Source organism: Lysinibacillus xylanilyticus (assembly GCF_001183605.1).
GTDB lineage: Bacteria > Bacillota > Bacilli > Bacillales_A > Planococcaceae > Lysinibacillus > Lysinibacillus xylanilyticus.
This window is the reverse complement of sequence record NZ_LFXJ01000010.1, coordinates 521,433-544,659: the sequence shown is the minus strand read 5'-3', so window position 1 is coordinate 544,659 and position 23,227 is coordinate 521,433. Positions and strand designations below refer to the sequence as shown.

26 protein-coding genes and 1 pseudogene are annotated in these 23,227 nt (G+C 37.6%); 8 read left to right on the top strand and 19 right to left on the bottom strand.

Features of this window, described 5'->3' with window-relative positions; translation table 11 throughout:
• Window positions 1-48: 48 nt before the first annotated feature.
• The gene (locus tag ACZ11_RS20070; protein WP_049668302.1) at window positions 49-330 is read right to left on the bottom strand and encodes a YlaN family protein; all 282 of its coding nucleotides are present in this window, start codon (window positions 328-330) and stop codon (window positions 49-51) included.
• Between the two features lie 182 nt (window positions 331-512).
• Between ACZ11_RS20070 and ACZ11_RS20065 the strand changes: the two genes are divergently transcribed.
• Together ACZ11_RS20065 and ACZ11_RS20060 are read left to right on the top strand one after the other, a co-directional pair.
• Window positions 513-1,013, top strand: coding sequence for a molybdopterin-binding protein (locus ACZ11_RS20065; protein ID WP_049668301.1), 501 nt, complete (start codon window positions 513-515; stop codon window positions 1,011-1,013).
• 11 nt (window positions 1,014-1,024) lie between these two features.
• Window positions 1,025-1,228 carry a YlaI family protein gene (locus ACZ11_RS20060; protein ID WP_049668300.1) on the top strand — a complete coding sequence of 68 codons (204 nt, stop codon included), beginning with the start codon at window positions 1,025-1,027 and terminating at the stop codon, window positions 1,226-1,228.
• Window positions 1,229-1,576: 348 nt separating this feature from the next.
• Here ACZ11_RS20060 and ACZ11_RS20055 read toward each other — a convergent pair whose 3' ends face one another.
• From ACZ11_RS20055 to typA, 5 genes are all read right to left on the bottom strand, one after another.
• On the bottom strand, window positions 1,577-2,371 hold the full coding sequence (locus ACZ11_RS20055; RefSeq protein ID WP_049668299.1) for an ABC transporter permease: 795 nt from the start codon (window positions 2,369-2,371) through the stop codon (window positions 1,577-1,579).
• Complete coding sequence (locus ACZ11_RS20050) at window positions 2,364-3,131, bottom strand: ABC transporter ATP-binding protein (RefSeq protein WP_049668298.1); 768 nt, start codon at window positions 3,129-3,131, stop codon at window positions 2,364-2,366. Before ACZ11_RS20050 ends, ACZ11_RS20055 begins: the two co-directional genes overlap by 8 nt.
• Before the next feature lies 1 nt (window position 3,132).
• Entirely contained in the window at window positions 3,133-4,125 is a 993-nt protein-coding gene (locus ACZ11_RS20045; RefSeq protein ID WP_049668297.1) for an ABC transporter substrate-binding protein, read from the bottom strand.
• A 262-nt stretch (window positions 4,126-4,387) separates the two neighbouring features.
• Entirely contained in the window at window positions 4,388-4,786 is a 399-nt protein-coding gene (locus ACZ11_RS20040; RefSeq protein WP_082172851.1) for a YlaH-like family protein, read from the bottom strand.
• A 30-nt stretch (window positions 4,787-4,816) separates the two neighbouring features.
• Entirely contained in the window at window positions 4,817-6,661 is a 1,845-nt protein-coding gene (gene typA / locus ACZ11_RS20035) for a translational GTPase TypA (RefSeq protein ID WP_049668295.1), read from the bottom strand.
• Window positions 6,662-6,800: 139 nt separating this feature from the next.
• On the opposite strand from typA, the gene ACZ11_RS20030 reads away from it, so the two are divergent.
• Window positions 6,801-6,986, top strand: a complete 186-nt coding sequence (locus tag ACZ11_RS20030) for a DUF5325 family protein (protein WP_049668294.1) — start codon at window positions 6,801-6,803, stop codon at window positions 6,984-6,986.
• 55 nt (window positions 6,987-7,041) lie between these two features.
• Here ACZ11_RS20030 and ACZ11_RS20025 read toward each other — a convergent pair whose 3' ends face one another.
• Together ACZ11_RS20025 and ACZ11_RS20020 are read right to left on the bottom strand one after the other, a co-directional pair.
• Entirely contained in the window at window positions 7,042-7,836 is a 795-nt protein-coding gene (locus ACZ11_RS20025; RefSeq protein WP_049668293.1) for an inositol monophosphatase family protein, read from the bottom strand.
• Between the two features lie 206 nt (window positions 7,837-8,042).
• Window positions 8,043-8,240 (bottom strand): hypothetical protein, encoded by a 198-nt coding sequence (locus ACZ11_RS20020; RefSeq protein ID WP_049668292.1) that lies wholly within the window; start codon window positions 8,238-8,240, stop codon window positions 8,043-8,045.
• 121 nt (window positions 8,241-8,361) lie between these two features.
• On the opposite strand from ACZ11_RS20020, the gene ACZ11_RS20015 reads away from it, so the two are divergent.
• Complete coding sequence (locus ACZ11_RS20015; RefSeq protein WP_049668291.1) at window positions 8,362-8,988, top strand: YktB family protein; 627 nt, start codon at window positions 8,362-8,364, stop codon at window positions 8,986-8,988.
• A 301-nt stretch (window positions 8,989-9,289) separates the two neighbouring features.
• Here ACZ11_RS20015 and ACZ11_RS20010 read toward each other — a convergent pair whose 3' ends face one another.
• Together ACZ11_RS20010 and ACZ11_RS20005 are read right to left on the bottom strand one after the other, a co-directional pair.
• Complete coding sequence (locus ACZ11_RS20010; RefSeq protein ID WP_049668290.1) at window positions 9,290-9,577, bottom strand: UPF0223 family protein; 288 nt, start codon at window positions 9,575-9,577, stop codon at window positions 9,290-9,292.
• A gap of 139 nt (window positions 9,578-9,716) precedes the next feature.
• Entirely contained in the window at window positions 9,717-10,673 is a 957-nt protein-coding gene (locus tag ACZ11_RS20005) for an NAD(P)H-dependent flavin oxidoreductase (protein ID WP_049668289.1), read from the bottom strand.
• Window positions 10,674-10,824: 151 nt separating this feature from the next.
• On the opposite strand from ACZ11_RS20005, the gene ACZ11_RS20000 reads away from it, so the two are divergent.
• Window positions 10,825-12,294 (top strand): aminotransferase class I/II-fold pyridoxal phosphate-dependent enzyme, encoded by a 1,470-nt coding sequence (locus tag ACZ11_RS20000; protein ID WP_049668288.1) that lies wholly within the window; start codon window positions 10,825-10,827, stop codon window positions 12,292-12,294.
• 37 nt (window positions 12,295-12,331) lie between these two features.
• On the opposite strand, the gene ACZ11_RS19995 is transcribed toward ACZ11_RS20000, so the two are convergent.
• Window positions 12,332-12,673 (bottom strand): helix-turn-helix transcriptional regulator, encoded by a 342-nt coding sequence (locus ACZ11_RS19995; RefSeq protein ID WP_049668287.1) that lies wholly within the window; start codon window positions 12,671-12,673, stop codon window positions 12,332-12,334.
• Between the two features lie 173 nt (window positions 12,674-12,846).
• Here ACZ11_RS19995 and ACZ11_RS19990 point away from each other — a divergent pair, with 173 nt between their 5' ends.
• Window positions 12,847-13,443, top strand: a complete 597-nt coding sequence (locus ACZ11_RS19990; RefSeq protein ID WP_049668286.1) for a class I SAM-dependent methyltransferase — start codon at window positions 12,847-12,849, stop codon at window positions 13,441-13,443.
• Between the two features lie 37 nt (window positions 13,444-13,480).
• On the opposite strand, the gene ACZ11_RS19985 is transcribed toward ACZ11_RS19990, so the two are convergent.
• The 7 genes from ACZ11_RS19985 to pdhA form a co-directional block, all read right to left on the bottom strand.
• Window positions 13,481-14,158, bottom strand: coding sequence for an LrgB family protein (locus ACZ11_RS19985; RefSeq protein WP_049668285.1), 678 nt, complete (start codon window positions 14,156-14,158; stop codon window positions 13,481-13,483).
• Window positions 14,151-14,594 (bottom strand): CidA/LrgA family protein, encoded by a 444-nt coding sequence (locus ACZ11_RS19980; RefSeq protein WP_049668284.1) that lies wholly within the window; start codon window positions 14,592-14,594, stop codon window positions 14,151-14,153. The genes ACZ11_RS19985 and ACZ11_RS19980 overlap by 8 nt, the downstream gene beginning before the upstream one ends.
• Window positions 14,595-14,804: 210 nt before the next feature.
• Complete coding sequence (locus tag ACZ11_RS19975) at window positions 14,805-15,587, bottom strand: SDR family NAD(P)-dependent oxidoreductase (RefSeq protein ID WP_049668283.1); 783 nt, start codon at window positions 15,585-15,587, stop codon at window positions 14,805-14,807.
• 267 nt (window positions 15,588-15,854) lie between these two features.
• On the bottom strand, window positions 15,855-17,270 hold the full coding sequence (lpdA, locus tag ACZ11_RS19970) for a dihydrolipoyl dehydrogenase (RefSeq protein WP_049668282.1): 1,416 nt from the start codon (window positions 17,268-17,270) through the stop codon (window positions 15,855-15,857).
• Window positions 17,271-17,275: 5 nt separating this feature from the next.
• Window positions 17,276-18,616: a dihydrolipoamide acetyltransferase family protein gene (locus ACZ11_RS19965; protein ID WP_049668281.1), complete on the bottom strand. Its 1,341-nt coding sequence runs from the start codon at window positions 18,614-18,616 to the stop codon at window positions 17,276-17,278.
• Window positions 18,617-18,659: 43 nt separating this feature from the next.
• Complete coding sequence (locus tag ACZ11_RS19960; protein ID WP_049668280.1) at window positions 18,660-19,637, bottom strand: alpha-ketoacid dehydrogenase subunit beta; 978 nt, start codon at window positions 19,635-19,637, stop codon at window positions 18,660-18,662.
• Window positions 19,638-19,640: 3 nt separating this feature from the next.
• Window positions 19,641-20,756, bottom strand: coding sequence for a pyruvate dehydrogenase (acetyl-transferring) E1 component subunit alpha (gene pdhA, locus ACZ11_RS19955; protein ID WP_049668279.1), 1,116 nt, complete (start codon window positions 20,754-20,756; stop codon window positions 19,641-19,643).
• A 394-nt stretch (window positions 20,757-21,150) separates the two neighbouring features.
• Between pdhA and def the strand changes: the two genes are divergently transcribed.
• Window positions 21,151-21,708 (top strand): peptide deformylase, encoded by a 558-nt coding sequence (gene def, locus ACZ11_RS19950; protein WP_049668278.1) that lies wholly within the window; start codon window positions 21,151-21,153, stop codon window positions 21,706-21,708.
• Between the two features lie 116 nt (window positions 21,709-21,824).
• On the opposite strand, the pseudogene phnX reads toward def, so the two are convergent.
• Window positions 21,825-22,611 (bottom strand): annotated as a pseudogene (gene phnX / locus ACZ11_RS19945) (phosphonoacetaldehyde hydrolase).
• Between phnX and ACZ11_RS19940 the strand changes: the two are divergent.
• Complete coding sequence (locus ACZ11_RS19940) at window positions 22,590-23,138, top strand: DeoR/GlpR family DNA-binding transcription regulator (protein ID WP_236690912.1); 549 nt, start codon at window positions 22,590-22,592, stop codon at window positions 23,136-23,138. The pseudogene phnX and the gene ACZ11_RS19940 overlap by 22 nt on opposite strands.
• The last annotated feature ends 89 nt before the right edge of the window (window positions 23,139-23,227 follow it).

Sequence of the window (23,227 nt, the reverse complement as noted above, 5' to 3'; positions counted from 1 at the left end):
TTCTAGAAAAAAAACTCAAATCGCAAATTGCGTTTGAGTTTTTTCTTTTTATTTGTCTGTATACGCGTCATGTAGTACAGAAAGTTCTTTCTCGAGTGAATCGAGAATTTCTTTACCTTTTTCGCGATCAACGAGTCCAAGCTTCACAGCAAAGTCAATTTCACGTGAAAGGCCGAACATTTGTGTATCTAATACTTCTTCATATAAAGGGCATTGTGGCATTGTTAAATGATCCATTTGTACTCGAATGAGGCGAGCAATTTTATCTGCATCAGCAACTAAAAGCTCCAAAGCCTTCTCTTGAAAAGAAGTTTGTGATTTAGTATCCATGAGGACGCCCCCATTATCTGATATTTCTTCGATTCTATCTTAATAAAGTTTATCTTTTAGTCGTTAAAAATGCAAGTGTCTACATTGGAAAATAGAGAAATCGAATTATATTTCTTTATTATCTCTAGTCATTAGCGTTATACTATTTCATGGATATACAAGATTTGAGGAGGATTTCTATTATGGAAACAATAATTCCTATCAAGGGTGCAGTTACATTTCAACTAACATTAGATCCCACTGTTTGGATTTTCGATGATCGTAAATTAGATTTAAAAACATACTTCGATGCGAAAGAAGTTGAGGAAGATTCGGATATTAAATATATGCGTGAAGTAGGTGCTCACTGGTCACGTGAGATTATGGAAGGAGCTACTTTCCCACCAACATTAAAATCAGAACGAAAATTTGACCGCAAAGGGATGGAAACAGGTACTTTCGGGATAGAATTAGGTCACTTCTTGAAAAATGCTGAAATCAAACCTGAAGCAACAACAATCGTCATTGAATGTGAAGATGGAAAAGAATATCCATTTACTATTGAAGAAGCTTATACATTAATATTAAAATATAGCCAAGATGGCAAGCCATTATTTGAAGATGGTCCTGTTCATGTGTTATTTAAAAACGGTTCAAATTTAGACAACCCTATCAAAAATGTATTAGCAATTCGTGCTGAGTAGGAGGGAATGCAATGCGCGTAAAATGCGTTATTTGCGATACAATTCACAATTTAGATGATAATTTACCGTTAGCAAAAAAATTACGTAATCGACCGATTCATACGTATATGTGTGGTACATGCCATGATCGTATTGAAGAAAATACCGTTGCACGCATTGAAACAGGAAATTTCCGTTTTTATCGTACTTCACCACAAATGGATAAAGAGTTTTAACAGCAACTGAAGGAGGCGTCTCATTATTTTTGAGACACCTCCTTTATAGCGTCGAAAAATAAAATGGTCAAGGATATTTTTGTGAATGTTGCAGTTCTTTAGATAAAGGTGATTCCAGGCTACTTACTCTAATCGAACGGAAAGACTTATAACAGTGATACTATTGTACCCATGGGCCGCTGACACTAGCGACAGCTACAAAGCACCCAGTCGGAACGGAAATCAACCCCGCACTTTGTCGAAGAGCCATACTTTATTTAATGGGACACCTTAATTTCATTGATATAAGAGTTTTTCAACAACATGGAAGGAGGTGACTCAATATATTTGAGACACCTCCTTTGTTGTTCAACCATTATTTTTTACAATCGCCTTCTCAATCAACTCGACAACCTGATACATAATTGTCGCAAAGAAAGCGATGATGAGAAGTGACATAAGGACAAGATTAAAATTAAACACCTGGAAGCCATAAATAATTAAATAACCAAGCCCTTTTGAAGCAACTAAAAATTCACCAACAATGACACCTACCCAGGAAAGTCCCACATTTACTTTCAAAGTAGAAATAATTGTTGGGAATGAAGCTGGTAAAATAACTTCTTTAAATATTTGCCATCTGGTTGCCCCAAAAGTTTGTAATACTTTGCTGTAGTTTGGATCAACCCCTTTAAAAGCTGTATAAACTACGATGGTTGTAATAATTATTGAAATCAAAGCACCCATCGCTATAATTGAAAAATAACCTGGACCAAGGGCGACTATTAAAATTGGTCCTAATGCAACTTTCGGCATGGCGTTTAAAATAACTAAATATGGATCTAGTACCTTCGATAGCATCGGTGACCACCACAATACGATTGCTATTAATGTACCTATTAATGTACCGGCAATAAAGCCAATAATCGTTTCAATTAAAGTAACACCAACATGCAGTGTTAACGTACCATCGCTCACTTTTTCTACTAATGTGTGCCATACCTGCGTTGGTGAACTAAAAATTAAACGGTCAATCCATCCAAATCTTGAAAGAAGCTCCCACCCACAAAAAAATACGAGTAAGATGATAAGCTGATATAATCGAACATAGCGCTTTTCTTTTTTTAACATTTGTAAATACTGTTTAAATAAAGTACTATCCAAGACTCTCCAGCTCCTTCCAAATCGTTTGGAATATATCTGAATATGTTGGATGCTGTCGAACATCAAAAGGTGAAAGCTCTTGTAACTCTGAAGGTATTTCAAATACTCTATGCAATGTACCTGGATTTGCAGAGAATAGAAATACCCGTTCACTCATTGCAATCGCCTCACCAATATCATGTGTCACAAGAACTGCAGTTTTTTGATAGGCCTTTAAGGTTTCAACAACCAAGTCCTCCAGTTTTAATTTAGATTGATAATCAAGTGCTGAAAATGGTTCATCTAACAATAAAATTTTAGGGTCCACTGCTAATGTTCTTGCCAGTGCTACCCGTTGACGCATGCCGCCAGATAATTCTCTCGGATAATTGTTCCCTACGTGCGGTAAACCAACTTCTCGCAGAAGTGCATTTGCAGTTACTTTATGCTTTTTATTACTTCGCTCCATGATTTTCAAACCAATTGTGACATTTTCTTCGATGGTTTTCCAAGGAAATAAATAATCTTGCTGAAGCATGTAGCCAATTAGAGACTGATTGTGAGGTGAAATTTCCTCACCTTCAATGTATACCTTACCTTCTGTAGACGAAAATAAGCCCGCAATAATTGATAATAACGTCGTTTTCCCACATCCGCTCGGTCCTATAAAAGAAACAAACTCACCTTCACGAATATTTAAATTAATATCACGTAAAACTTCCTTTGCTTGCGTATTCGAAAAATAGCTATGGTGAATATTTTCTACTTTTAAAAATTCCATATTACTCAGCTGCCTTTTTAGCAAAGGTTGTATTCACAAGCTTTTCATAATCCACCCGTTGAGGAAGTTCACCTGCTTCCTCCACGATCTTTTGCAAGTTATCCCATTCCCCCTTATCCAAAATAGGATCTGTAGCATAGGAACCTTGTGATTTATAACGCTCAACCACTGTTTCAATTAATCCAACATCTACATTTTCAAAGTATGGCTGAATAATTTTCGCTATTTCGGCAGGACTCGCTTTTTGTACAAAATCCTGTGCTCGTTTCAATGCATTTGTAAAGCCTTGAACTGTCTTCGAATTGTCTTTTAAATAGCTGTTTTTCGCCATAAACGATGTATAAGGTAATTGCCCAGATTCGGTACCAAACGAAGCGACAATATAGCCCTTACCTTCTTTCTCAAAGATGCTCGCTGTTGGCTCAAATAGCTGTACATAGTCCCCTGTTCCAGATGCAAAGGCTGTAGAAATATTAGCAAAATCAATGTTTTGAATAAGTTTTAAATCATTAGCAGGGTCAATGCCATGCTTTTTCAGGACAAACTCACCCGCCATTTGTGGCATTCCACCTTTACGTTGCCCTAAAAACGTAGATCCCTTTAACTGATCCCATGAAAAATTATCCATCTTTTTGCGCGCCACTAAAAATGTGCCATCTGTTTGTGTTAACTGTGCAAAATTTTGAATCGGGTCATTGGCGCCTTGGAGCGTTACATAAATAGAAGTTTCCGATCCAACTAAGGCGATATCAATACCATCAGAAAGTAACGCCGTCATTGTCTTATCACCACCTGCAATTGTTTGTAGCTCAACGGAAAGCCCTTCATCCTTGAAGTACCCTTTTTCAAGTGCTACATACTGCGGAGCATAGAAAATCGAGCGCGTCACTTCCCCAACTTTGACTTTTTCAAGCTCCGTTTTATTACATGCTGTCAAAGAAAGGGATAATAAAGCAATAACACTAACTAGTAAACCTTTTTTAAGCCAACGCATTCCATTTCCTCCTTGATTGATGAAAATAAGCCTATCGACATTAACTTATTCATACCAGAAGATTTAGGTGCCAATCAATTTAGGTTTGAGAGACACAATCGATTGAAAATGGGTTCCGTAACCAATCGTTTATATGTAGATGGCTTAAAACGATAAAATTTTTTACTATACCAAATAAAACAGCCTTAGCAAATTAATGCTAAGGCTGTTTTATTACTTAAAAACTCAATACAAGTTTCACGGTATAGGAGCCAAGCTACTCTCATTGATTGGCAGCTTGTTGCTCTTCTCTTTTTTCACGCCACATACGTGTTTTATATATAATCAAAATTAACGCCGCTACGATGAGACCCTCAATCATAGGTAGGAATAACGCGAAAAATGTCAACATAATACATCCCAGGAATAGGAACGCATAAATGACAATATTTTGAGATAGCTTTAACTTCTTTGCAAAGCCTAATTTATAGACAATTGCAGAAAGTACAAATACAAGAAGAAATACAACGAAGCCTGCAATGTCATAGCTCGGTAAATTTTCATATAAAAATCTTGTTATACCAGCCATTCTCTCATAAACCTTTGTTGTTTCCTCTGCATTTGTTGATGCAGCAACTTGAATAACATTTAGTTCACCCAATAAAGCGGACTTTATATCCAAGACTCCTCTTCCTTTCATGTCAGCGGAAAATTATTGTTCTGCGTTACGTAATTTTTTCGCCGCTTTCTCACGTTCGTTTTTATCTAGAATTTGTTTACGAAGGCGAATAGATTCTGGTGTGATTTCTAAGTACTCGTCATCACCTAAGTATTCAAGCGCTTCTTCTAGTGATAAAATACGTGGCTTTTTAATAACATTCGTTTGGTCTTTGTTTGCTGAACGGATGTTTGTTTTTTGTTTCATTTTTGTGATGTTTACAGTGATATCAGCGTCACGAGTATTTTCTCCAACGATCATACCTTCGTAAATATCTGTACCTGGCTCCAAGAACAGTGTACCACGGTCTTCAATTTGCATCATACCATAAGTTGTTGATTTACCAGTTTCCATTGAAACTAGTACACCTTGGTGACGGCCACCAATTTTTCCTGGTAATAATGGTTGATAGCAATCGAACGTATGGTTGATAATACCGAAACCTTTTGTCATCGACATGAATTCAGTTGTATAACCGATTAATCCACGAGCTGGTACTAAGAACGTTAAACGAACTTGACCACTGCCGTTGTTCACCATATCAAGCATTTCACCTTTACGTGTACCAATTGATTCAATAATTGAACCAACATTTTCTTCAGGCACATCGATTTGAACGCGTTCGTAAGGTTCACATTTCACGCCGTCGATTTCACGCACGATTACTTGTGGTTTTGACACTTGTAATTCGAAGCCTTCACGACGCATGTTTTCGATAAGGATAGATAAGTGAAGCTCCCCACGACCTGAAACTGTCCAAGCATCTGGAGAATCAGTATCTTCAACACGTAAAGATACGTCTGTTTGTAATTGAGCACGTAAACGCTCTTCTACTTTACGAGAAGTAACCCATTTCCCTTCACGACCTGCGAATGGAGAATTGTTTACTAAGAAAGTCATTTGTAAAGTTGGCTCATCAATACGTAATGGCGTTAGCGCTTCTGGGTGCTCAACAGGGCAAACTGTTTCACCAACGTTGATGTCTTCCATACCTGAAACGGCGATTAAGTCACCAGCTTTTGCTGTCTCAACTTCTTCACGTTTTAAGCCGAAGAAACCAAAGATTTTCGTTACACGGAAGTTTTTCACTGTTCCGTCTAACTTCATAAGAGATACTTGTTGACCTACAGAAATTGTTCCGCGGAATACGCGACCAATACCGATACGTCCAACAAAGTCATTATAGTCAAGTAAAGCTACTTGGAATTGTAATGGCTCTTCTGAGTTATCAATTGGTGCTGGAATAGCTTCGATAATTTTCTTAAATAGACATTCCATATCCGCTTCTTGCTTAGATGGATCAGCGTCTAAAGAAGCTGTACCATTTACACCTGAAGCATACACAACAGGGAAGTCTAATTGATCTTCATCTGCACCTAGTTCAATGAATAATTCAAGTACTTCATCTACTACTTCTAGTGGACGAGCTGAATCTTTGTCTACTTTATTAACAACAACGATTGGTGTTAAACGTTGTTCTAATGCTTTTTTCAACACAAAACGTGTTTGTGGCATACAACCCTCATACGCATCGACAACTAGTACAACGCCATCTACCATTTTTAAAATACGTTCTACCTCACCACCGAAGTCAGCGTGTCCAGGCGTATCAAGGATGTTGATACGAGTTCCTTCAAAGTTTACTGCTGTATTTTTAGCTAAAATCGTAATACCACGTTCGCGTTCAATATCGTTAGAGTCCATTGCACGTTCTTCAACACGTTCGTTTGAACGGAATGTACCTGATTGTTTTAGTAATTGGTCGACTAAAGTAGTTTTACCATGGTCAACGTGTGCGATAATTGCGATATTGCGAAGATCTTGACGTAAGTTTGTCATTATTCCACTCCATATTCTTTTTTCGAATGTTTAACTGTGATATTATAGCACAAGAAGGATAGAAATGTCCTTATTAGAATTTACATCATTCTAAAAAAATATATTTGCATTACAAATTTTTAATATAGGAGGCTCGGCTATGAATCGTGCAAAATTCGTAATGGGCGTTTACGCATTAGCGGCTGTTTTAGCAATGTGTTCTATCGGATATTCAGTGGCAGTTAGTAGTGTATTAGGTATAATAGCAGGCATTGTGGCTACTTGTGTCATCTTCATGACAGCCTTTAAAATGAAACGTAAACTGCGTGAGCAAGGTTTACTTTAATAAGAGTTGATTGCTAATGTAAGAAGGAGCCTGTCTAAAAATAGACGGCTCCTTTTTATTCATAAGGCACAATATAGTTTTCTAATAACTCTTTGTGTATAGAAGGATTGGCAATGATAAACGTATCCTGATGCAAGAAATCAAAGCCCTCTCCATGTAAATTAGTGGCAATAGCACCAACTTCCTTAGCTATAATCGTACCTCCAGCAATATCCCACGGCGATAATCTCATAGATACATAAGCATCTAGTTTACCACTGACAACAAACGCTATTTCCATTGCGGCCGAACCATATGATCGCGTACCACGTACTTTCCGAACCATTTCAATTACTTTTTCATGGTGAATATGTCGGTTTGGTGCTACCCAGTGGGCGTTTATACCAATGACCGATTCCTCTATTTTAACTGACTGCAATTTACGTAATGGTGAGTCATTGTACCATGCCCCTTCGCCTGCAATAGCATAAAATAAATCTTCACGCATTACATCAAATATGTAACCAAGTTTGCCTACCCCATTAACAAAAATACCGATAGAAATCATAAAATGACGATGTTGTTTCACAAAATTCATCGTGCCATCGATTGGATCAATAATCCATACAACACCTTCTAACGACTCTACTTTCTCTCCCATTCCCTCTTCCCCTAAGATTTTGTGGGTTGGATCGAAACCTCGTATTTTTTCGATAAAAAATAATTCTGTTTCACGGTCAATATTTGTGACAAGGTCATTTGCACTTGATTTTGTCTCGATAACTAGATTGTACGAAAAGGCCTCTTGAATACGGCTACCCGCTTCATATATAATACTTTTCGCAAATTGATCAATTTGTTGTAAATCCATAAAAACCCACCCTTCGATTATAAGAAAAGGCCCTATGCTTTTAGCCTACATAAAATATGTTTTTGTTAATAAGTAGCTCATAATTCTTCCCTGAAAATATTACTTTCCATTATGATATACTGTCTATTTTACCCTTTGTAGCAATAAAAATCACCTGCTGTCGGAATATTCAGCAAGTGATTTTTCAAATCGGTATAAAATTTTCATTACGCATAGGCGTGCAAGCTTTCAAGTTCCAGCTGAATTTCAGCCAAACGTTTTTTGCTTTTTTCAATTTCAATCTCATTTTTTTCATTCATTGCCGAGAATAGCGAGGCTAATTCATAATCTAATTCTAATTGTAAAATGTGTTCATATTGCTTTTCAATGTCGACTTTACGTATAATTTTTACGATTGGTTTCATAAAAATCACTTCCTTTTTTATTTTTTCAAAAACTTATCACATTCAATAAAGTGCTTGTTATAAGATTTTTTCCCATTTTCCTTATAAAATAAACCTTATAAATCGAAAGGAGTTAATAAAAATGCCGAAAATAAAGTGGACTAACAAAGACTTCAATGTTTTTCAAATAGACGGTTTAGAACAAAGAATGGATGCATTAAATGTATGTGTACGACCAAAATTCCAATCGCTTGGAGAGGATTTTTCTTCCTACTTTTCAAGTCATCTTGGAGAAGAATTTTATCCTCATGTTGCGAAGCATGCGCGTAGAACAGTAAATCCCCCAAATGACAGCTGGGTTGCCTTCGCTCCGTACAAAAGAGGTTATAAATCATTACCTCACTTTCAGATTGGTCTTTGGAGCACACATTTATTCATCGTCTTAGCTATTATTTATGAAGCTCCACAAAAAAATGTGATGGCAGAACGTTTAATTGCCAACAAAGCAATGTTACAGCAGCTTCCTGACGATTTCATTGTTTCTGGGGATCATATGTCTCCAGGAGCAATCTCCATGCAAGATGCAAAGGAAGACAAGCTAGATGAATTACTTATCCGATTACGTGATGTTAAAAAAGGAGAGTTTTTAGTAGGTCGTCATATTCCAAAAGATCAAGCTGTCAAACTGTCAGCGAGTCAACTTCATCAATTAACCGAAGAAACCTATAGCCGTTTACTCCCTATTTATAACATCATTGTTGGAAAATAAAGTTTGACGGATTGTGCTTCAAGCTTTGTGACATAATAACTAAATAAATTTCATTGACCAAACCTTATATTTATATATTGTGGAAATTTTACGTTATTATCCCTAGTAAACAAAAATTTGTTCGAGGAATATTCTTACAGATGGAAGTTTGAGGAGATTATTTATTTTTTCCTTTTTTCTAAAAATAGGAAAATGCTTTATTTTGTTTATGTAGTATATGAAACATGCTTATTTTTAACACAGAGATAGTGTTAAGTTATCAGATAAAAAAGTGGACGTGAGAATACTCACGTCCACTTTTTTATCTACGTTGCTTTGGTGCAACTTTAATAATTGTACCATCAGTTGCTTCTTTTGTTTGTTTCACAACAGGGTAACTGACATAGCCACTTGCTTCTTCAAATTCACGAAAAATTGTTTTTTCCTCGGCTTGCGAAGGGACAATTTCTTTAAAACGACGATATTTCGCCATCATTACTTCACGCTTAATGCCTTTTTCATAAGCTTGTTCTATTCCTTCAAAAAATTGGACAACATCAACAATTTCCTCAGTTGACCAATCAGTTGAAAACGGATAAGAGTATTCCATTGGACATAACCACCTTTATGTTACTGACCCGATACGAAAACATACATTTCTAAAAAAATGTAGACATCTCTACTGTGACACAATTTATATCTTTTGATTTTTTGTTTTTGTGTCTTCTTTATTCTCTGTGCCTGGTTCGTTAAGCCCATTTTACCCGAATACTTTCTGCTTCTGCAAGCATTCGAGTGATTAGCTCCTCGACTGTTGGAATATCATGAATCATTCCTGTAACTTGTCCAGCCCAGCCAATCCCTTCATTTTTTTCGCCATCATAAATAAAACGTTTATTTGCTTTCCCACTAATATAATCTTTTAAGGCCTCATACGTAGGTGTAGTTCGCTCAATTTCTAAAATCTTTTCCGTAAATTCACTGCTCAACGCTCTTGCTGGTGCACCTATAGAGCGTTTTATAACAGTCGTATCTGCCTCGGTGCTTGCGATTAAGGCTTCTTTATAAGCCTCAGAAGCATCAACACATTCCTTTGTCGCTATAAAACGCGTGCCCATTTCAATTCCCTCTGCTCCTAGTGCATGAGCTGCCATCCAGCCACGGCCATCGCCAATTCCACCCGAGGCAATAACAGGTATTTTCACACTATCTACAACCTGTGGCACAAGTACCATTGTTCCAATATCATCGCGTCCAAGATGACCTCCGCCCTCTTGCCCAACAACCATAACAGCATCTGCGCCCAGCTCTTCCGCCTTTTGAGCTTGTCTACGTGCAGCAACAAGTACTAATTTTTTAATATCCGTTCCTTCTAAAATATCAAAAATCGGTGCAGGATTCCCGCCAGTCATTGTAACAACTGGTACCTTTTCTTCTACTGCAACACGTACCATATCTTCATAACCAGTACCATACATACCAATTGCAAAATTTACGCCAAACGGTTTATCCGTTAATGTTCGTAGTTTATGAATCTCTGCGCGCAATAAGTCAGGATCTCGTAAACTCATTGCTGTTATTTGCCCTAGTCCTCCAGCATTCGACACCGCTGCTGCTAAATCCGCATATGCTAAATAGGCTAATCCCCCTTGAATAATTGGGTGTTTAATATTTAAAAGCTCCGTTACACGTGTATTCCAATTCATAGTATCTCCCCTTTCCTTCGATACTAATTTCTCGAAATTATCAAAAAATCCTTTTATTTTTATTTTTTTCTGTAAAGTCTATTTTTTCTTGCAATTTGGTGCTATAATTCATTTGTTTTCTTACATATTATAAAGTGAGGTGGTACCTGCGTTGTCACAATTAGAGACTCCATTGTTCGACGTATTACTTAAACATCGGAACAGACATCCAATTCAGTTCCATATTCCAGGCCATAAGAAAGGTCAAGGTATGGACCCTGCGTTCCGAGAATTCGTCGGCGACAACGTTTTATCAATTGATTTAATTAATATTGCTCCACTAGACGATTTACATTCACCGAAGGGCGCCATTAAAGAAGCGCAAGCACTTGCTGCCAAAGCCTTTGGTGCTGATCATACATTCTTTTCCGTTCAAGGTACTAGTGGCGCCATCATGACGATGATTCTGACCGTCGTCGGTCCAGGTGATAAGATTCTAGTACCACGGAATGTTCATAAATCAATTATGTCGGCGATTGTTTTCGCTGGTGCAATCCCGATTTTTATTCATCCTGAAGTAGACAGTGAATATGGTATTTCTCATGGAATATCGCCTGAAGCTGTTGAAAAAGCTTTAAATGCTTATCCAGATACAAAGGCAGTTCTTGTTATTAACCCAACGTACTTCGGCTTCTCAGCTGACTTAAAGCGTATTGTCGAAATAGTCCATAGCCGCAATATTCCGGTAGTTGTCGACGAAGCACATGGTGTACACATTAAATTTCATGATGATCTTCCATACTCCGCTATGGAAGCTGGAGCTGATATGGCTGCAACAAGCGTACATAAGCTTGGTGGCTCTATGACTCAAACATCTATTTTAAATGTTTGTGAAGGACTCGTTTCTGCAAAACGTGTACAAGCTGTCCTGTCGATGCTCACAACGACATCGACATCTTATCCATTACTTGCTTCTCTTGACACAGCACGACGTCAGCTAGCAATCCATGGTTATGATTTAATTGATGATGCGCTTCGCTTGGCAAAGGATGCACGTAAACGCATTAACCAAATTCCACATTTAAAATGTGCTGGTAGAGAAAAATTAAATTCATCAGCGACTTATGATATGGATCCTTTAAAGCTATTAATAAGTGTTAAAGATTTAGGTATCTCTGGTCATCAGGCTGAAGAATGGCTTCGTCACAATGCAAATATTGAAGTAGAATTATCGGATCTATACAATATTTTATGTTTAGTGACACTAGGTGATACGAAAAAGGAAATTAATCTCCTCGTCAATGCCCTTAGCCGTATGTCAAAAGCATTCGATTCAGAAGCTGCTATTACTGAAACAATGGTCAATGTACCAGAAATTCCTGCACTTGCAATGTCACCACGTGATGCATTTTATGCAGATACTGAAGTTGTTCCTCTTGCAGAAGCGGATAATTGTATTTGTGCAGAATTCGTTATGGTATATCCCCCAGGTATTCCGATTTTTATTCCCGGGGAAATAATTACTCAAGAGAATATTCGTTATATTCAGATGAATATTGAAGCCGGGTTACCTGTCCAAGGACCGGAAGATACAACATTAAAAACAATTCGCGTCATCAAAGAACGCAAACCTATTATTTAATGCAAAGCTACCTCAAAGAGAGGTAGCTTTTTGTCGATTAATAATAATAATAGAACCAAGTAGAAAGCATACCAAATACTGGAAAAACAAGCCACCAATGCCTCCACAAAAAATCCCCAACAGTTTTATGATCCGATTCATTAGAATCAGAGGAATCAGAGGCTACTTGTGTATGATATTTTTCTTCACCTGTAATAAGCTGGTCTAAAGAAATTTTATATAAATCACTTAACCTTCTTAAATTATCAATATCAGGATAGCCCTTTCCTAACTCCCACTTTGAAACAGATTGCCTTGAAATATTTAAAAAACACGCGACATCATCCTGTGTATACTTATGTTGTTCTCTCAATTCCTTTAAACGGTTTTCTAAATTCATTGATTTTCACCTCCAACTTATAGGATTTTGATCAAATAATAATGGATTATTACACTTTTTTCTAGAAGTTATCATTTGCTAATTCGCAACGCATAGTTGCTTTCAAAGAAAATGAGCAGAAAATTCGAATCTAGAGCATATTTTTCTTACAATATTTAATGAGGAGTGATGGAATGAACACATGGGATCAACGATTTAAAACACCCGAATATGTTTATGGTGAGCAGCCAAATACATTTATAGAAGACTATGTACACTATTTAAAGGATTATCCAAGTGTGGCTGCATATGCCGAAGGTGAAGGTCGAAATGCTGTATTTTTAGCTTTACAGGGACATACGGTAACTGCCTTTGATTATGCGGAAAGCGGTCTTAAAAAAACAGAACAGCTCGCAGAAAAACATAATGTATCAGTTCATACAAAGCTAACTGACTTACTACAAGATGAACTGCCAGAAGAAATGTTTGATGCTGCTATTATGGTGTTTGGACATTTTCCAGCTGAACAGCAACAAGAAGTGTTTAAGAGGATTGTTAATTCTGTAAAACCTGGCGGTCGTATTATGATGGAACTTTATTCAATTTATCAACTACCTTACGCCTCCGGTGGCCCAAGACAGCTTGATTTTTTATATAATCCTTTGGATGTTCTAAAATGGTGTCAACCTTATAAAATCATCCATTTTTTCACAGGTGAACAAATGCGAAATGAAGGTATACTCCACACAGGACTTGCTCATACCATTCAATTTATTATCGAAAAAAGTTAAAAAGACTATATACAGATTTTTCTGTATATAGATTTTTTTACAAAAATAAATAAACAAATAGTGGACATAAAAATGCACCTATAATTGCAGTTAAGGCCATAGATAACGAGCCTACTGATAATTCTTGTTCTCCGTATTCTCTTAATTTAACAAGTCCAACGCCATGAGAAGCACTACCTACTGCAACACCTCTACTAACGGCTGAATCAATTTTGCCGTATTTAATGACTAACGGTCCAATAATAGCGCCTACAAACCCTGCTAGCATTACAAATACAGCTGTTAATGGTGGAATACCGCCAATTGACTCACTCACCTGCATACCTACAGGTGTCGTTAATGATTTAGGCAAGGCCGTCAGCAGCCAGCTTTTATTGACGCCAATCCATTTCAGCATAACAAATATTGTCGCTAAGCCCGTAATCATAGCGATAAAAATACCGGACAAAATAGCATACTTATATTTCATAATGATCTCACGCTGATTATATAGAGGATAAGCTAGGGCTACGACTGCTGGACCTAGCATTTTTTGAAGCCATTGTCCTCCCTCCATATAAGTAGAATATGGAATATTAAAGACTAATAACACAACAGCACTGACGATAGTTGTCGTCACTAGCGGAATCATTAAAGGATGTGGGTAACGTTGATAAAGTTTTGTAAATAACACGAACAAGACAACGGTGCCAACGACAACAATAATTTCAATCAACAGTTAATTTCCCCTCTCCTTCTTCTACAATGGCTTCTGTTTCTTTTTTAGCCAGCTCTTTTTTCTCAACCATTTGACTAAGTAATCCTGTAACATAAATAGAGATAAGCGTACTTGCTATAACGGCTAGCATTATCAAGAGGCCAGTTGTTGAAAAAAGTTCAGGGTAGTCAATCACTCCTACTGTTGCAGGAATGAAGAACAAGGTTAATACGCCAATTAAGAAGCCTGCCCCATCTTGAATGTATTCTACTTTAATTATTTTAAAATTGAGCGAAAGCGCTAATAATAGTAATCCAATTACACTTCCTGGAAGAGGTACATGTAGTAAAGCCACAATACCGACACCCATGTAATAAAAAATATTGAGTATCCCAATCTGAACAATAATACGAACAACTTTCTTTAACATCAAAGTAATATTTTCGTTCAACATTTCGCCACATTTCACCCCCTATAACGTCCATTCTACATCTGCAGGAATTTTCTGTCTATTATAATTTTAGGAAAACAATAGAAAAAAGGATAACTCCAAAACACTTTGAGCCATCCTTTTTCTATACATCAAATAAAGAGGTTGTCTAAAAACTGCTCTACATTCATTTTTTAGACAACGCTAAATAAGCTTTTCTTCAAAAATATTACTCTATAATGCGTGTCCAGAACCACCATCAATATTAATAGAAGTTCCTGTCACATAACTAGCTGCATCTGATACTAAAAAAGTAATGACATTTGCCGCTTCTTGAGCATCCCCTACCCGACCAAGCGGAATCGCTTGACCTACTTTGCGAGAATAGTTTTCCCACGTAAGCTCTGGCTCTTCTTCTTTCCACTTCTTCTCTATTTGATCACTACGAATAAGCCCAATACAAACAGAATTCACACGAATATTATCTTTACCTAAGTCTTTGCTCATAGCTTTCGTTAATGCAAGTCCGGCAGCACGACTTACAGTAGTAGGAAGTGAGTTTGCTGGTGGTGTTTTAGCCATTACCGCGGTCACATTAACTATTGCACCGCCACCAACCTTCCGTAAATGAGGTGCAGCATATTTTGAACAATTAACAGCACCAAATACTTTTAAATCTAAATCAGCTTGCCATAGCTCACTACTAACCGATTCAAATGGATTAGCTGAAGCTGTGCCTGCATTATTTATAAGAATATCAAGTCGACCAAAATGCTCTACTGCTCGTTCAATTAAGTACTTACAATCTTTTTCCTTTGTAATATCAGTCGGTACAATTAATACGTCCTCGCCTGTTTCGTTTTTAATACAGCCAGCAGCCACTTGAAGCTGTTTTTCACCACGAGCACAAAGTACAACCTTTGCTCCCTCTTTGACAAGCTGCATCGCTGTATAATAACCAATTCCCTTACTTGAACCTGTAATAACTGCTACTTTCCCCTTTAAGCCTAGTTCCATTGTTATCACCTCAGTTTTTTGTTCAACTTCTCTTTTTCATAAACATCATTATCATTTTCAGACATCTAGCAGTCAATTTCGAGACTATCTGGCACTTCGCTAGATTTATTTTAAACCTTTACTAAGTCAATCCGGCATTTAATAGATTCCTAACCGAATTATATTTTTCGAATATTCATTCGATATAATTACTTTATCAAAATTACAAGTAATATACAAAAAAACGGCTACAAAGCAAATGCTTTATAGCCGTTTTCATAAACTTTATTATTTTTTAGCTACAATATGGATTGGGTTGCCAAGTAATACTTCAGCAGCTTCCATTGTAATTTCACCTAAAGTTGGGTGAGCATGGATTGTTAATGCGATATCTTCAGCAGTCATACCGCCTTCAATTGCTAAGCCCATTTCAGCGATCATATCAGATGCACCAGCACCTACGATTTGAGCACCGATTAATAAGCCATCTTCTTTACGAGCAACAAGCTTTACGAAACCTTCTGTTTGGTTTAATGCAAGTGCACGACCATTAGCTGCGAATGGGAATTTCGCTGCAGTGTATTCAATGCCTTCAGCTTTTGCTTCGTCTTCGTTATAACCAACCGTTGCCATTTCTGGATCTGTGAAGCATACAGCAGGAATAGCTAAATAATCAACGATTGATTTTTCACCAGCGATTGCTTCAGCAGCAACTTTACCTTCGTAAGATGCTTTATGAGCAAGTTGAGGACCTGCTACAATATCACCAATTGCATAGATGTTTGGAATATTTGTACGACATTGTTTGTCAACATTGATTAGACCACGTTCACCGAATTCAACACCGATTTCAGCAAGGCCCATTTCATCTGTATTTGGACGACGACCTACAGTCACTAATACATAGTCAGCTTCAACTTTTTTCTCTTCTCCGCCAACTTCATAAGTTACTACTACGCCGTTTTCTGTTTCTTCAACGCCTTTTGCAGATGCGTTTACTTCCATTTCAACGCCTTTCTTTTTAAGGCCTTTTTTCACGATTTGTGTCATTTGTTTTTCGAAGCCAGCTAAGATATCTTTTCCACCTTCGATAATTGTTACTTGTGAGCCAAGATTAGCATAAGCTGAACCTAACTCTGTACCAATATAACCTCCACCGATAACTACTAATTTACCTGGTACTTCTTGTAAAGAAAGTGCGCCAGTAGAATTTAGTACGCGATTAGAGAATTTAAATGTTGGAATTTCAACAGGGCGAGAACCTGTTGCGATAATTACATTGTTAAATGTGTAAGTTTGAGCAGATTCACCATTGATGATACGCACTGAATGAGTGTCAACGAAATAAGCTTCACCTTGTACAATTTCAACTTTATTACCTTTAAGTAAGCCTTCAACACCGCCAGTTAATTTTTTAACAACGCTGTCTTTAAATGCTTGTGCTTTTGAGAAGTCTAATTTCACGTCAGAAGCGATGATACCCATGTCATCTGAATGTTTAGCATGCTCAAAACGGTGACCTACTGAAATTAATGCTTTTGATGGGATACAACCTACGTTTAAGCACACACCACCAAGTACATTTTTTTCAACGATTGTTACTTTTTGGCCAGTTTGAGCTGCACGAATTGCTGCTACATATCCTCCAGGACCTGAACCAATGACAAGAGTATCTGTTTCGATTGGAAAATCTCCTACTACCATTTTTGTTACGCCTCCATTAATAATAATTCTGGTTCACTTAACAAACGCTTTAAATGATTTAAAGCATTTTGCGCAGTGGCTCCATCAATCATACGATGATCAAAGCTCAATGATAATGCTAACACAGGTGCGGCTACAATTTCACCATTTTTTATTACAGGTTTTTCTGAAATTCGACCAATACCTAGAATTGCTACTTCAGGATGATTAATTACTGGAGTAAACCATTGTCCTCCTGCAGAGCCGATATTCGTAATCGACATCGAAGCGCCCTTCATTTCATGTGGTGCAAGCTTGCCTTCACGTGCTTTAGTCGCTAATTCATTAATTTCATTTGATACTGCAAAAACAGATTTACGATCTGCGTGCTTAATAACTGGTACTAATAAGCCTTTTTCTGTATCTGCTGCAATACCAATATTATAATAATGCTTCTGAATAATTTCTTGTGTTGCATCATCTAATGAGCGGTTAAATTCTGGGTATTCGCGTAAAGTTGAAATAAGTGCTTTAACTACATATGGTAAGTACGTTAATTTGACACCTTTTTCAGCAGCGATATCTTTGAATTTTTTGCGATGTGCTACTAGAGCTGTTACATCGACTTCATCCATTAGTGTAACATGCGGAGCCGTTTGTTTCGAGTGAACCATCGCTTTTGCAATCGCTTTTCGAATGCCCGACATTTTCTCACGTGTTTCTGGGAATTCACCTTCAAGGACTACTGGTGCTGCTTGTGCAGTTGTTTCTTGCTGAACAGCTTCTTCATTAGCCACTGGTGCTACTTCAGCCTCTACAGCGCCTCCACCTTGTAGGAAATTCTCAATATCTTGTTTTAAAATACGGCCATTTTTGCCTGTACCTTTAACTTCACGAATATTAACATCATGCTCTCGTGCAAATTTACGTACTGAAGGCATTGCAATAATACGCTTATTCTCATCAGCTACTGCTACAGCTTCAGTCTTTTCAATAGCTTTCTCTGGAGCCTGCTCATCTTTAACAGGAGCCTTTTCTACTTTCTGACCATCCTCAGCTGTTGCTTGAACTTGAGCCTCTGTTTTCGCTTCAGCATGATCATCACCTTTTAGCTTTAAGTCTTCATAGCCAGGTGCATCAAAGCGGATTAAGACATCACCAACAACCGCTACTGTGCCCTCTCCTACTAAAACTTCCTCTACTGTTCCCTCAACCGGAGAAGGGATCTCTACCACTGCTTTGTCATTTTGCACTTCACAAAGAATATCATCTTCTTTTACTGTATCTCCAGCTTTAACGAACCATTTCACGATTTCGCCTTCGTGAATACCCTCGCCTATGTCCGGTAATCTAAATTCAAATGCCATGTGTACCCATCCTTTCTATTTACAGTTCCTTCTAGAAGCTACATTAGAATGTTAAAACTTTTTTAGCTGTTTCCATTACATCTTTATAGTTTGGTAACCAAACACCTTCAGCTTGTGGGAATGGGTACACAGTATCCGGTGCAGCCACACGTAGTACAGGTGCTTCTAAGCTTAAAATCGCTCGTTCTGTAATTTCAGCCACAACATTTGCAGCGATACCTGCTTGTTTTTGAGCCTCTTGTACAACGATTGCACGACCTGTTTTTTCAACTGACGCAATAATTGTTTCAATATCAATTGGTTGGATTGTACGTAAATCAATAACTTCTACAGAGTGACCTTCTTTTTCTAGCTCCTCTGCAGCCTTTAAGCTTTCGTGAACCATTAAACCATAGGCAATGATTGTTAGATCTTTACCTTCACGTTTTACATCCGCTTTACCTAGTGGAATTTCGTATGCTTCCTCCGGTACCTCTTCACGGAATGAACGATATAATTTTAAATGCTCTAAGAAAATTACTGGGTTATCATTTCGAATAGATGAAATTAGTAAGCCCTTAGCATCGTATGGTGTAGATGGTACAACAACCGTTAACCCTGGTTGTGCTGTCATTAAACTCTCTAAGCTATCTGAGTGCATTTCTGGTGTGTGTACACCACCACCAAATGGAGAACGGATTGTTACTGGTGCATTATAAACACCACCGCTACGATAGCTCATACGCGCTAATTGACCACTAATTGAATCCATTACTTCATAAACGAAGCCGAAGAACTGAATTTCAGGAACTGGACGGAAACCTTGAAGAGAAAGTCCGATTGCTAAGCCACCAATACCTGACTCTGCTAATGGAGTATCGAATACGCGGTCAACACCAAATTCTTTTTGTAGGCCTTCAGTTGCGCGGAATACCCCACCGTTGACACCTACATCTTCCCCGAATACAAGAACGTTTTCATCATTCTTTAATTCTGTACGAAGTGCATCTGTAATTGCTTGAATCATTGTCATTTGTGCCATAGGTTATTTCGACTCCTTCTCTTTGTAGATTTCATACTGTTCTTTTAAATTTGATGGCATTTCGCCTTTATACATGTTTTCCATTAACTGTGTTACTTTTTGTTTTGGAGCAGCGTCGGCTTTCTTGATCGCCTCTTTAATTTCTTCTTTTGCACGCTCAATAACAGCCTCTTCTTTTTGCTCATCCCATAAGCCTTTCGCCTCTAGATATTTACGGAAGCGTACAAGAGGGTCTTTTTGTGCCCATTCATTATCTGTATCCGATGTACGGTAACGCGTTGGGTCATCCCCTGCCATTGTATGAGGACCATAGCGATAGCACATTGTTTCAATTAAAGTTGGACCTTCGCCATTAACTGCGCGCTCACGTGCATCACGTGTTGCTACGTAAACTGCTAGCGCATCCATTCCATCAACTAAAATACTTGGTAAGCCTGCTGCTACACCTTTTTGAGCAATTGTTTTCGCAGCTGTTTGTAATTCACGAGGTGTTGAAATTGCAAATTGGTTATTTTGAACAATGAAGATTGCTGGTGATTTAAATGCACCTGCAAAGTTAATGCCTTCATAGAAATCCCCTTGCGATGAACCACCATCACCTGTATAAGTTACAGCTACAGCTTTTTTACCGCGTTTTTGAATACCAAGCGCTACACCTGCAGCTTGAATATATTGTGCACCGATAATGATTTGAGGCGCTAATACGTTTACACCTTCAGGAACTTGGTTCCCCATAAAATGACCACGTGAGAATAAAAACGCTTTATCTAAAGGTAAACCATGCCATACGATTTGTGGTACATCACGGTAACCTGGTAAAATCCAGTCTTCTTTTTCTAATGCAAAGTGCGAAGCAAGTTGTGAAGCTTCTTGCCCAGCCGTTGGAGCATAGAAGCCTAATCGACCTTGACGGTTAAGAGAAATAGAACGTTGGTCTAAAATACGTGTATAAACCATACGCGTCATTAACTCAACTAACTCCTCATCAGATAACTTTGGGTCTGCCTCGTCATTTATAATTTCGCCTTCTTCATTCAAGATTTGAAACATTTCAAATTTATCTTCTATTTCAGTTAGCGTTTGTTTAGCGTCAAAAATATTATTGTTTTTCTTGCCCATTTGTCACATCTCCCTTTCAGCTGTATTAAAATAAATCACCATTTCAACTAGTACAACTTATTCTTTGCACTCAGTATACTGAATAAAATACTGTCGGTCAATCATATAATACGCGTATTAACAAAGATTTTTTCTAACATAACGATTAAATATCCCTGTTTCATACTGTACCATCAATCAAGAAGAACTGTATTATAACAACATATCCGTAGTACACAATTATTCAGTTCCATTACACGATTACCAATAGTAGAATGCCCCAGTTCTAGACAATCTAATAGCTTTAGAAAAATTTTTTAAGTATATTCAAATAAGGTCTTTTTTCATGTGATTGTTTTAAGACGTGATGTATACTTATAAGTAAGCACTACAAAGTTGAAAGGAAGATTCATATATGATTTTAATGGATGATATTATTCGCGAAGGTCATCCGACTTTACGCACAAAAGCTGAGGAGGTCAAATTCCCTTTAACTGATGAAGTAAGACAGCTAGCAGAAGACATGCTTCAATATTTAATAAGCAGCCAAGATCCTGAACTTGCAGATAAATTTAATTTACGCGGCGGCATTGGATTAGCTGCCAATCAAGTAAATAGCCTACATCGAATATTTGCCCTCCATTTAACAGATGACAACGGCGAACAATTAAGTTTTGTAGCTATCAACCCCAAAATAGTTAGCCACTCTGTAGAAAACACGTACCTTCCAGCAGGTGAAGGCTGCCTTTCTGTTGATCGCAATGTTCCAGGCTATGTACCCCGTCATGCTCGTGTTACAGTTAAATTTAAAACAATTGACGGTGAAGAGAAAAAATTGCGACTTAAAGGCATGCCTGCTATAGCCTTCCAACACGAATTAGACCACCTTAACGGCATTATGTTTTACGATCGCATCAATGAAAAAAATCCATTTGCGGATATTCCAGATTCTACACCTTACGAGCGCGATTAGGAGTAAAGAACGACAACAAACCCCTGCAGTTATTATAAACTACGGGGGTCTACTTTCTTTTCAGCCTCGCTGTGATCTTCTACCCTTCACTTTCAACTATCAAATACCCCATTTTTTTAGGCTATTTTTATTCCTTGCTCTAAACGTTCATTAATTTTTTCCAGCAGTGCAGGCAGCTCTTCCATCGTTCGAATCGTATAATGAGCACCTGTTTCTTTAAATATTCGCGCTGTTTTTTCAATAGTTATTTGCTGCTCTTCTTCAGATAAAGCCATAAACTCTTCTTCAGATAACCCCATCTCAGAGCTTCCAACAATAACACCAACAGCCCAGACACCTGCATTTAAAGCCACTTTAATATCTGAGGTTGTATCACCAATCTTCACAACTTGATTCGTCGCCTCAATACCTAATGCTTCCATATTTTTAAAAATCATATATGGGTATGGACGTCCTTTATCTCCTACTTGAGTAGGTATTACTAAAAAATCAGGTTCATAACCTTTTGCTGCAGCATGTTGAGTCACTACCTCCATCATAGAGTCTGTATACCCCGTCGTAGAGCCAATACGAATACCCTCTTCCCTTAATCGATGCACTGCTTCTTGTACATGCTGTATCGGATCTGTGTAAGTAGCTAACGACTCCATTAGCTTTGATTCAAACTGCATATATAAAGCTAGGACATCCTGTTCCGTAAAATCCCGGCCATATTTTTGGTTCCAAGCCTCACGAATTCTAGGCATTTCGAGCATTGTACGAATATGATCGATTTTCAGCATGCCCATCGGTTTACGCGCTTCCTCTAGCGTTGCCTCGATTCCCGCATCTTCAAAAACTGTCAGGAAAACATTCACAGAAGCAAAGACCAAAATCAACAGTTGTACCTGCTTGCAAAAACATGCGCTTCTTTAGTACAAGATGGAGAATGTATTTTTATTGATAGTGGAACAACCACATACCAAATGACACAATTTTTATTAGAGAAAGAAAAATTAACTGTCATTACAAACTCACTCCCAGTAGCCTTTGATTTAATTGGCTCCAATATCGAAGTGATCATCATCGGAGGTAAAGTTCGTCACTCCGAAAAATCTGTAACGTCTAATGACTTCCTCTTCCGCTTCGATCACCTTAATATTAATAAAGCTTTTATTTGTGCTAGCGGAGTATCGATTGAAAAAGGAATTTCAGATTTCAATTTAGAAGAAGCTATTACCCGAAAACAAATTATAAATATTTCTCAAACTGTGTATGTAGCGGCAGACTCTTCAAAATTCAACAAAGATGTAGCAATTCAAGTTTGTGCAGTAAATGAGGTAGATATGATTATTACAGATTACGCACTCTCTAAAGACACTATCAATCATTTCACGGATAAAGGTGTACAACTGAAAATAGTAAAAACAAACATTGAAGACACTGAATAATTTACTAAATAAAAAAGCAACTAGCTGCAATCATTCTTACAACTAGTTGCTTCTTAGTTTCTTCAATTAATTGCGCCTTCGTCCGGAAT

What these genes read in the sequence shown, in the direction of transcription:
- ACZ11_RS20070 (WP_049668302.1), bottom strand. Translation starts at nt 330, where the DNA reads ATGGATACTAAATCACAAACTTCTTTTCAAGAGAAGGCTTTGGAGCTT.
- ACZ11_RS20065 (WP_049668301.1), top strand. Translation starts at nt 513, where the DNA reads ATGGAAACAATAATTCCTATCAAGGGTGCAGTTACATTTCAACTAACA.
- ACZ11_RS20060 (WP_049668300.1), top strand. Translation starts at nt 1,025, where the DNA reads ATGCGCGTAAAATGCGTTATTTGCGATACAATTCACAATTTAGATGAT.
- ACZ11_RS20050 (WP_049668298.1), bottom strand. Translation starts at nt 3,131, where the DNA reads ATGGAATTTTTAAAAGTAGAAAATATTCACCATAGCTATTTTTCGAAT.
- ACZ11_RS20045 (WP_049668297.1), bottom strand. Translation starts at nt 4,125, where the DNA reads ATGCGTTGGCTTAAAAAAGGTTTACTAGTTAGTGTTATTGCTTTATTA.
- typA (WP_049668295.1), bottom strand. Translation starts at nt 6,661, where the DNA reads ATGACAAACTTACGTCAAGATCTTCGCAATATCGCAATTATCGCACAC.
- ACZ11_RS20030 (WP_049668294.1), top strand. Translation starts at nt 6,801, where the DNA reads ATGAATCGTGCAAAATTCGTAATGGGCGTTTACGCATTAGCGGCTGTT.
- ACZ11_RS20025 (WP_049668293.1), bottom strand. Translation starts at nt 7,836, where the DNA reads ATGGATTTACAACAAATTGATCAATTTGCGAAAAGTATTATATATGAA.
- ACZ11_RS20020 (WP_049668292.1), bottom strand. Translation starts at nt 8,240, where the DNA reads ATGAAACCAATCGTAAAAATTATACGTAAAGTCGACATTGAAAAGCAA.
- ACZ11_RS20015 (WP_049668291.1), top strand. Translation starts at nt 8,362, where the DNA reads ATGCCGAAAATAAAGTGGACTAACAAAGACTTCAATGTTTTTCAAATA.
- ACZ11_RS20010 (WP_049668290.1), bottom strand. Translation starts at nt 9,577, where the DNA reads ATGGAATACTCTTATCCGTTTTCAACTGATTGGTCAACTGAGGAAATT.
- ACZ11_RS20005 (WP_049668289.1), bottom strand. Translation starts at nt 10,673, where the DNA reads ATGAATTGGAATACACGTGTAACGGAGCTTTTAAATATTAAACACCCA.
- ACZ11_RS19995 (WP_049668287.1), bottom strand. Translation starts at nt 12,673, where the DNA reads ATGAATTTAGAAAACCGTTTAAAGGAATTGAGAGAACAACATAAGTAT.
- ACZ11_RS19990 (WP_049668286.1), top strand. Translation starts at nt 12,847, where the DNA reads ATGAACACATGGGATCAACGATTTAAAACACCCGAATATGTTTATGGT.
- ACZ11_RS19980 (WP_049668284.1), bottom strand. Translation starts at nt 14,594, where the DNA reads ATGTTGAACGAAAATATTACTTTGATGTTAAAGAAAGTTGTTCGTATT.
- ACZ11_RS19975 (WP_049668283.1), bottom strand. Translation starts at nt 15,587, where the DNA reads ATGGAACTAGGCTTAAAGGGGAAAGTAGCAGTTATTACAGGTTCAAGT.
- lpdA (WP_049668282.1), bottom strand. Translation starts at nt 17,270, where the DNA reads ATGGTAGTAGGAGATTTTCCAATCGAAACAGATACTCTTGTCATTGGT.
- ACZ11_RS19965 (WP_049668281.1), bottom strand. Translation starts at nt 18,616, where the DNA reads ATGGCATTTGAATTTAGATTACCGGACATAGGCGAGGGTATTCACGAA.
- ACZ11_RS19960 (WP_049668280.1), bottom strand. Translation starts at nt 19,637, where the DNA reads ATGGCACAAATGACAATGATTCAAGCAATTACAGATGCACTTCGTACA.
- pdhA (WP_049668279.1), bottom strand. Translation starts at nt 20,756, where the DNA reads ATGGGCAAGAAAAACAATAATATTTTTGACGCTAAACAAACGCTAACT.
- def (WP_049668278.1), top strand. Translation starts at nt 21,151, where the DNA reads ATGATTTTAATGGATGATATTATTCGCGAAGGTCATCCGACTTTACGC.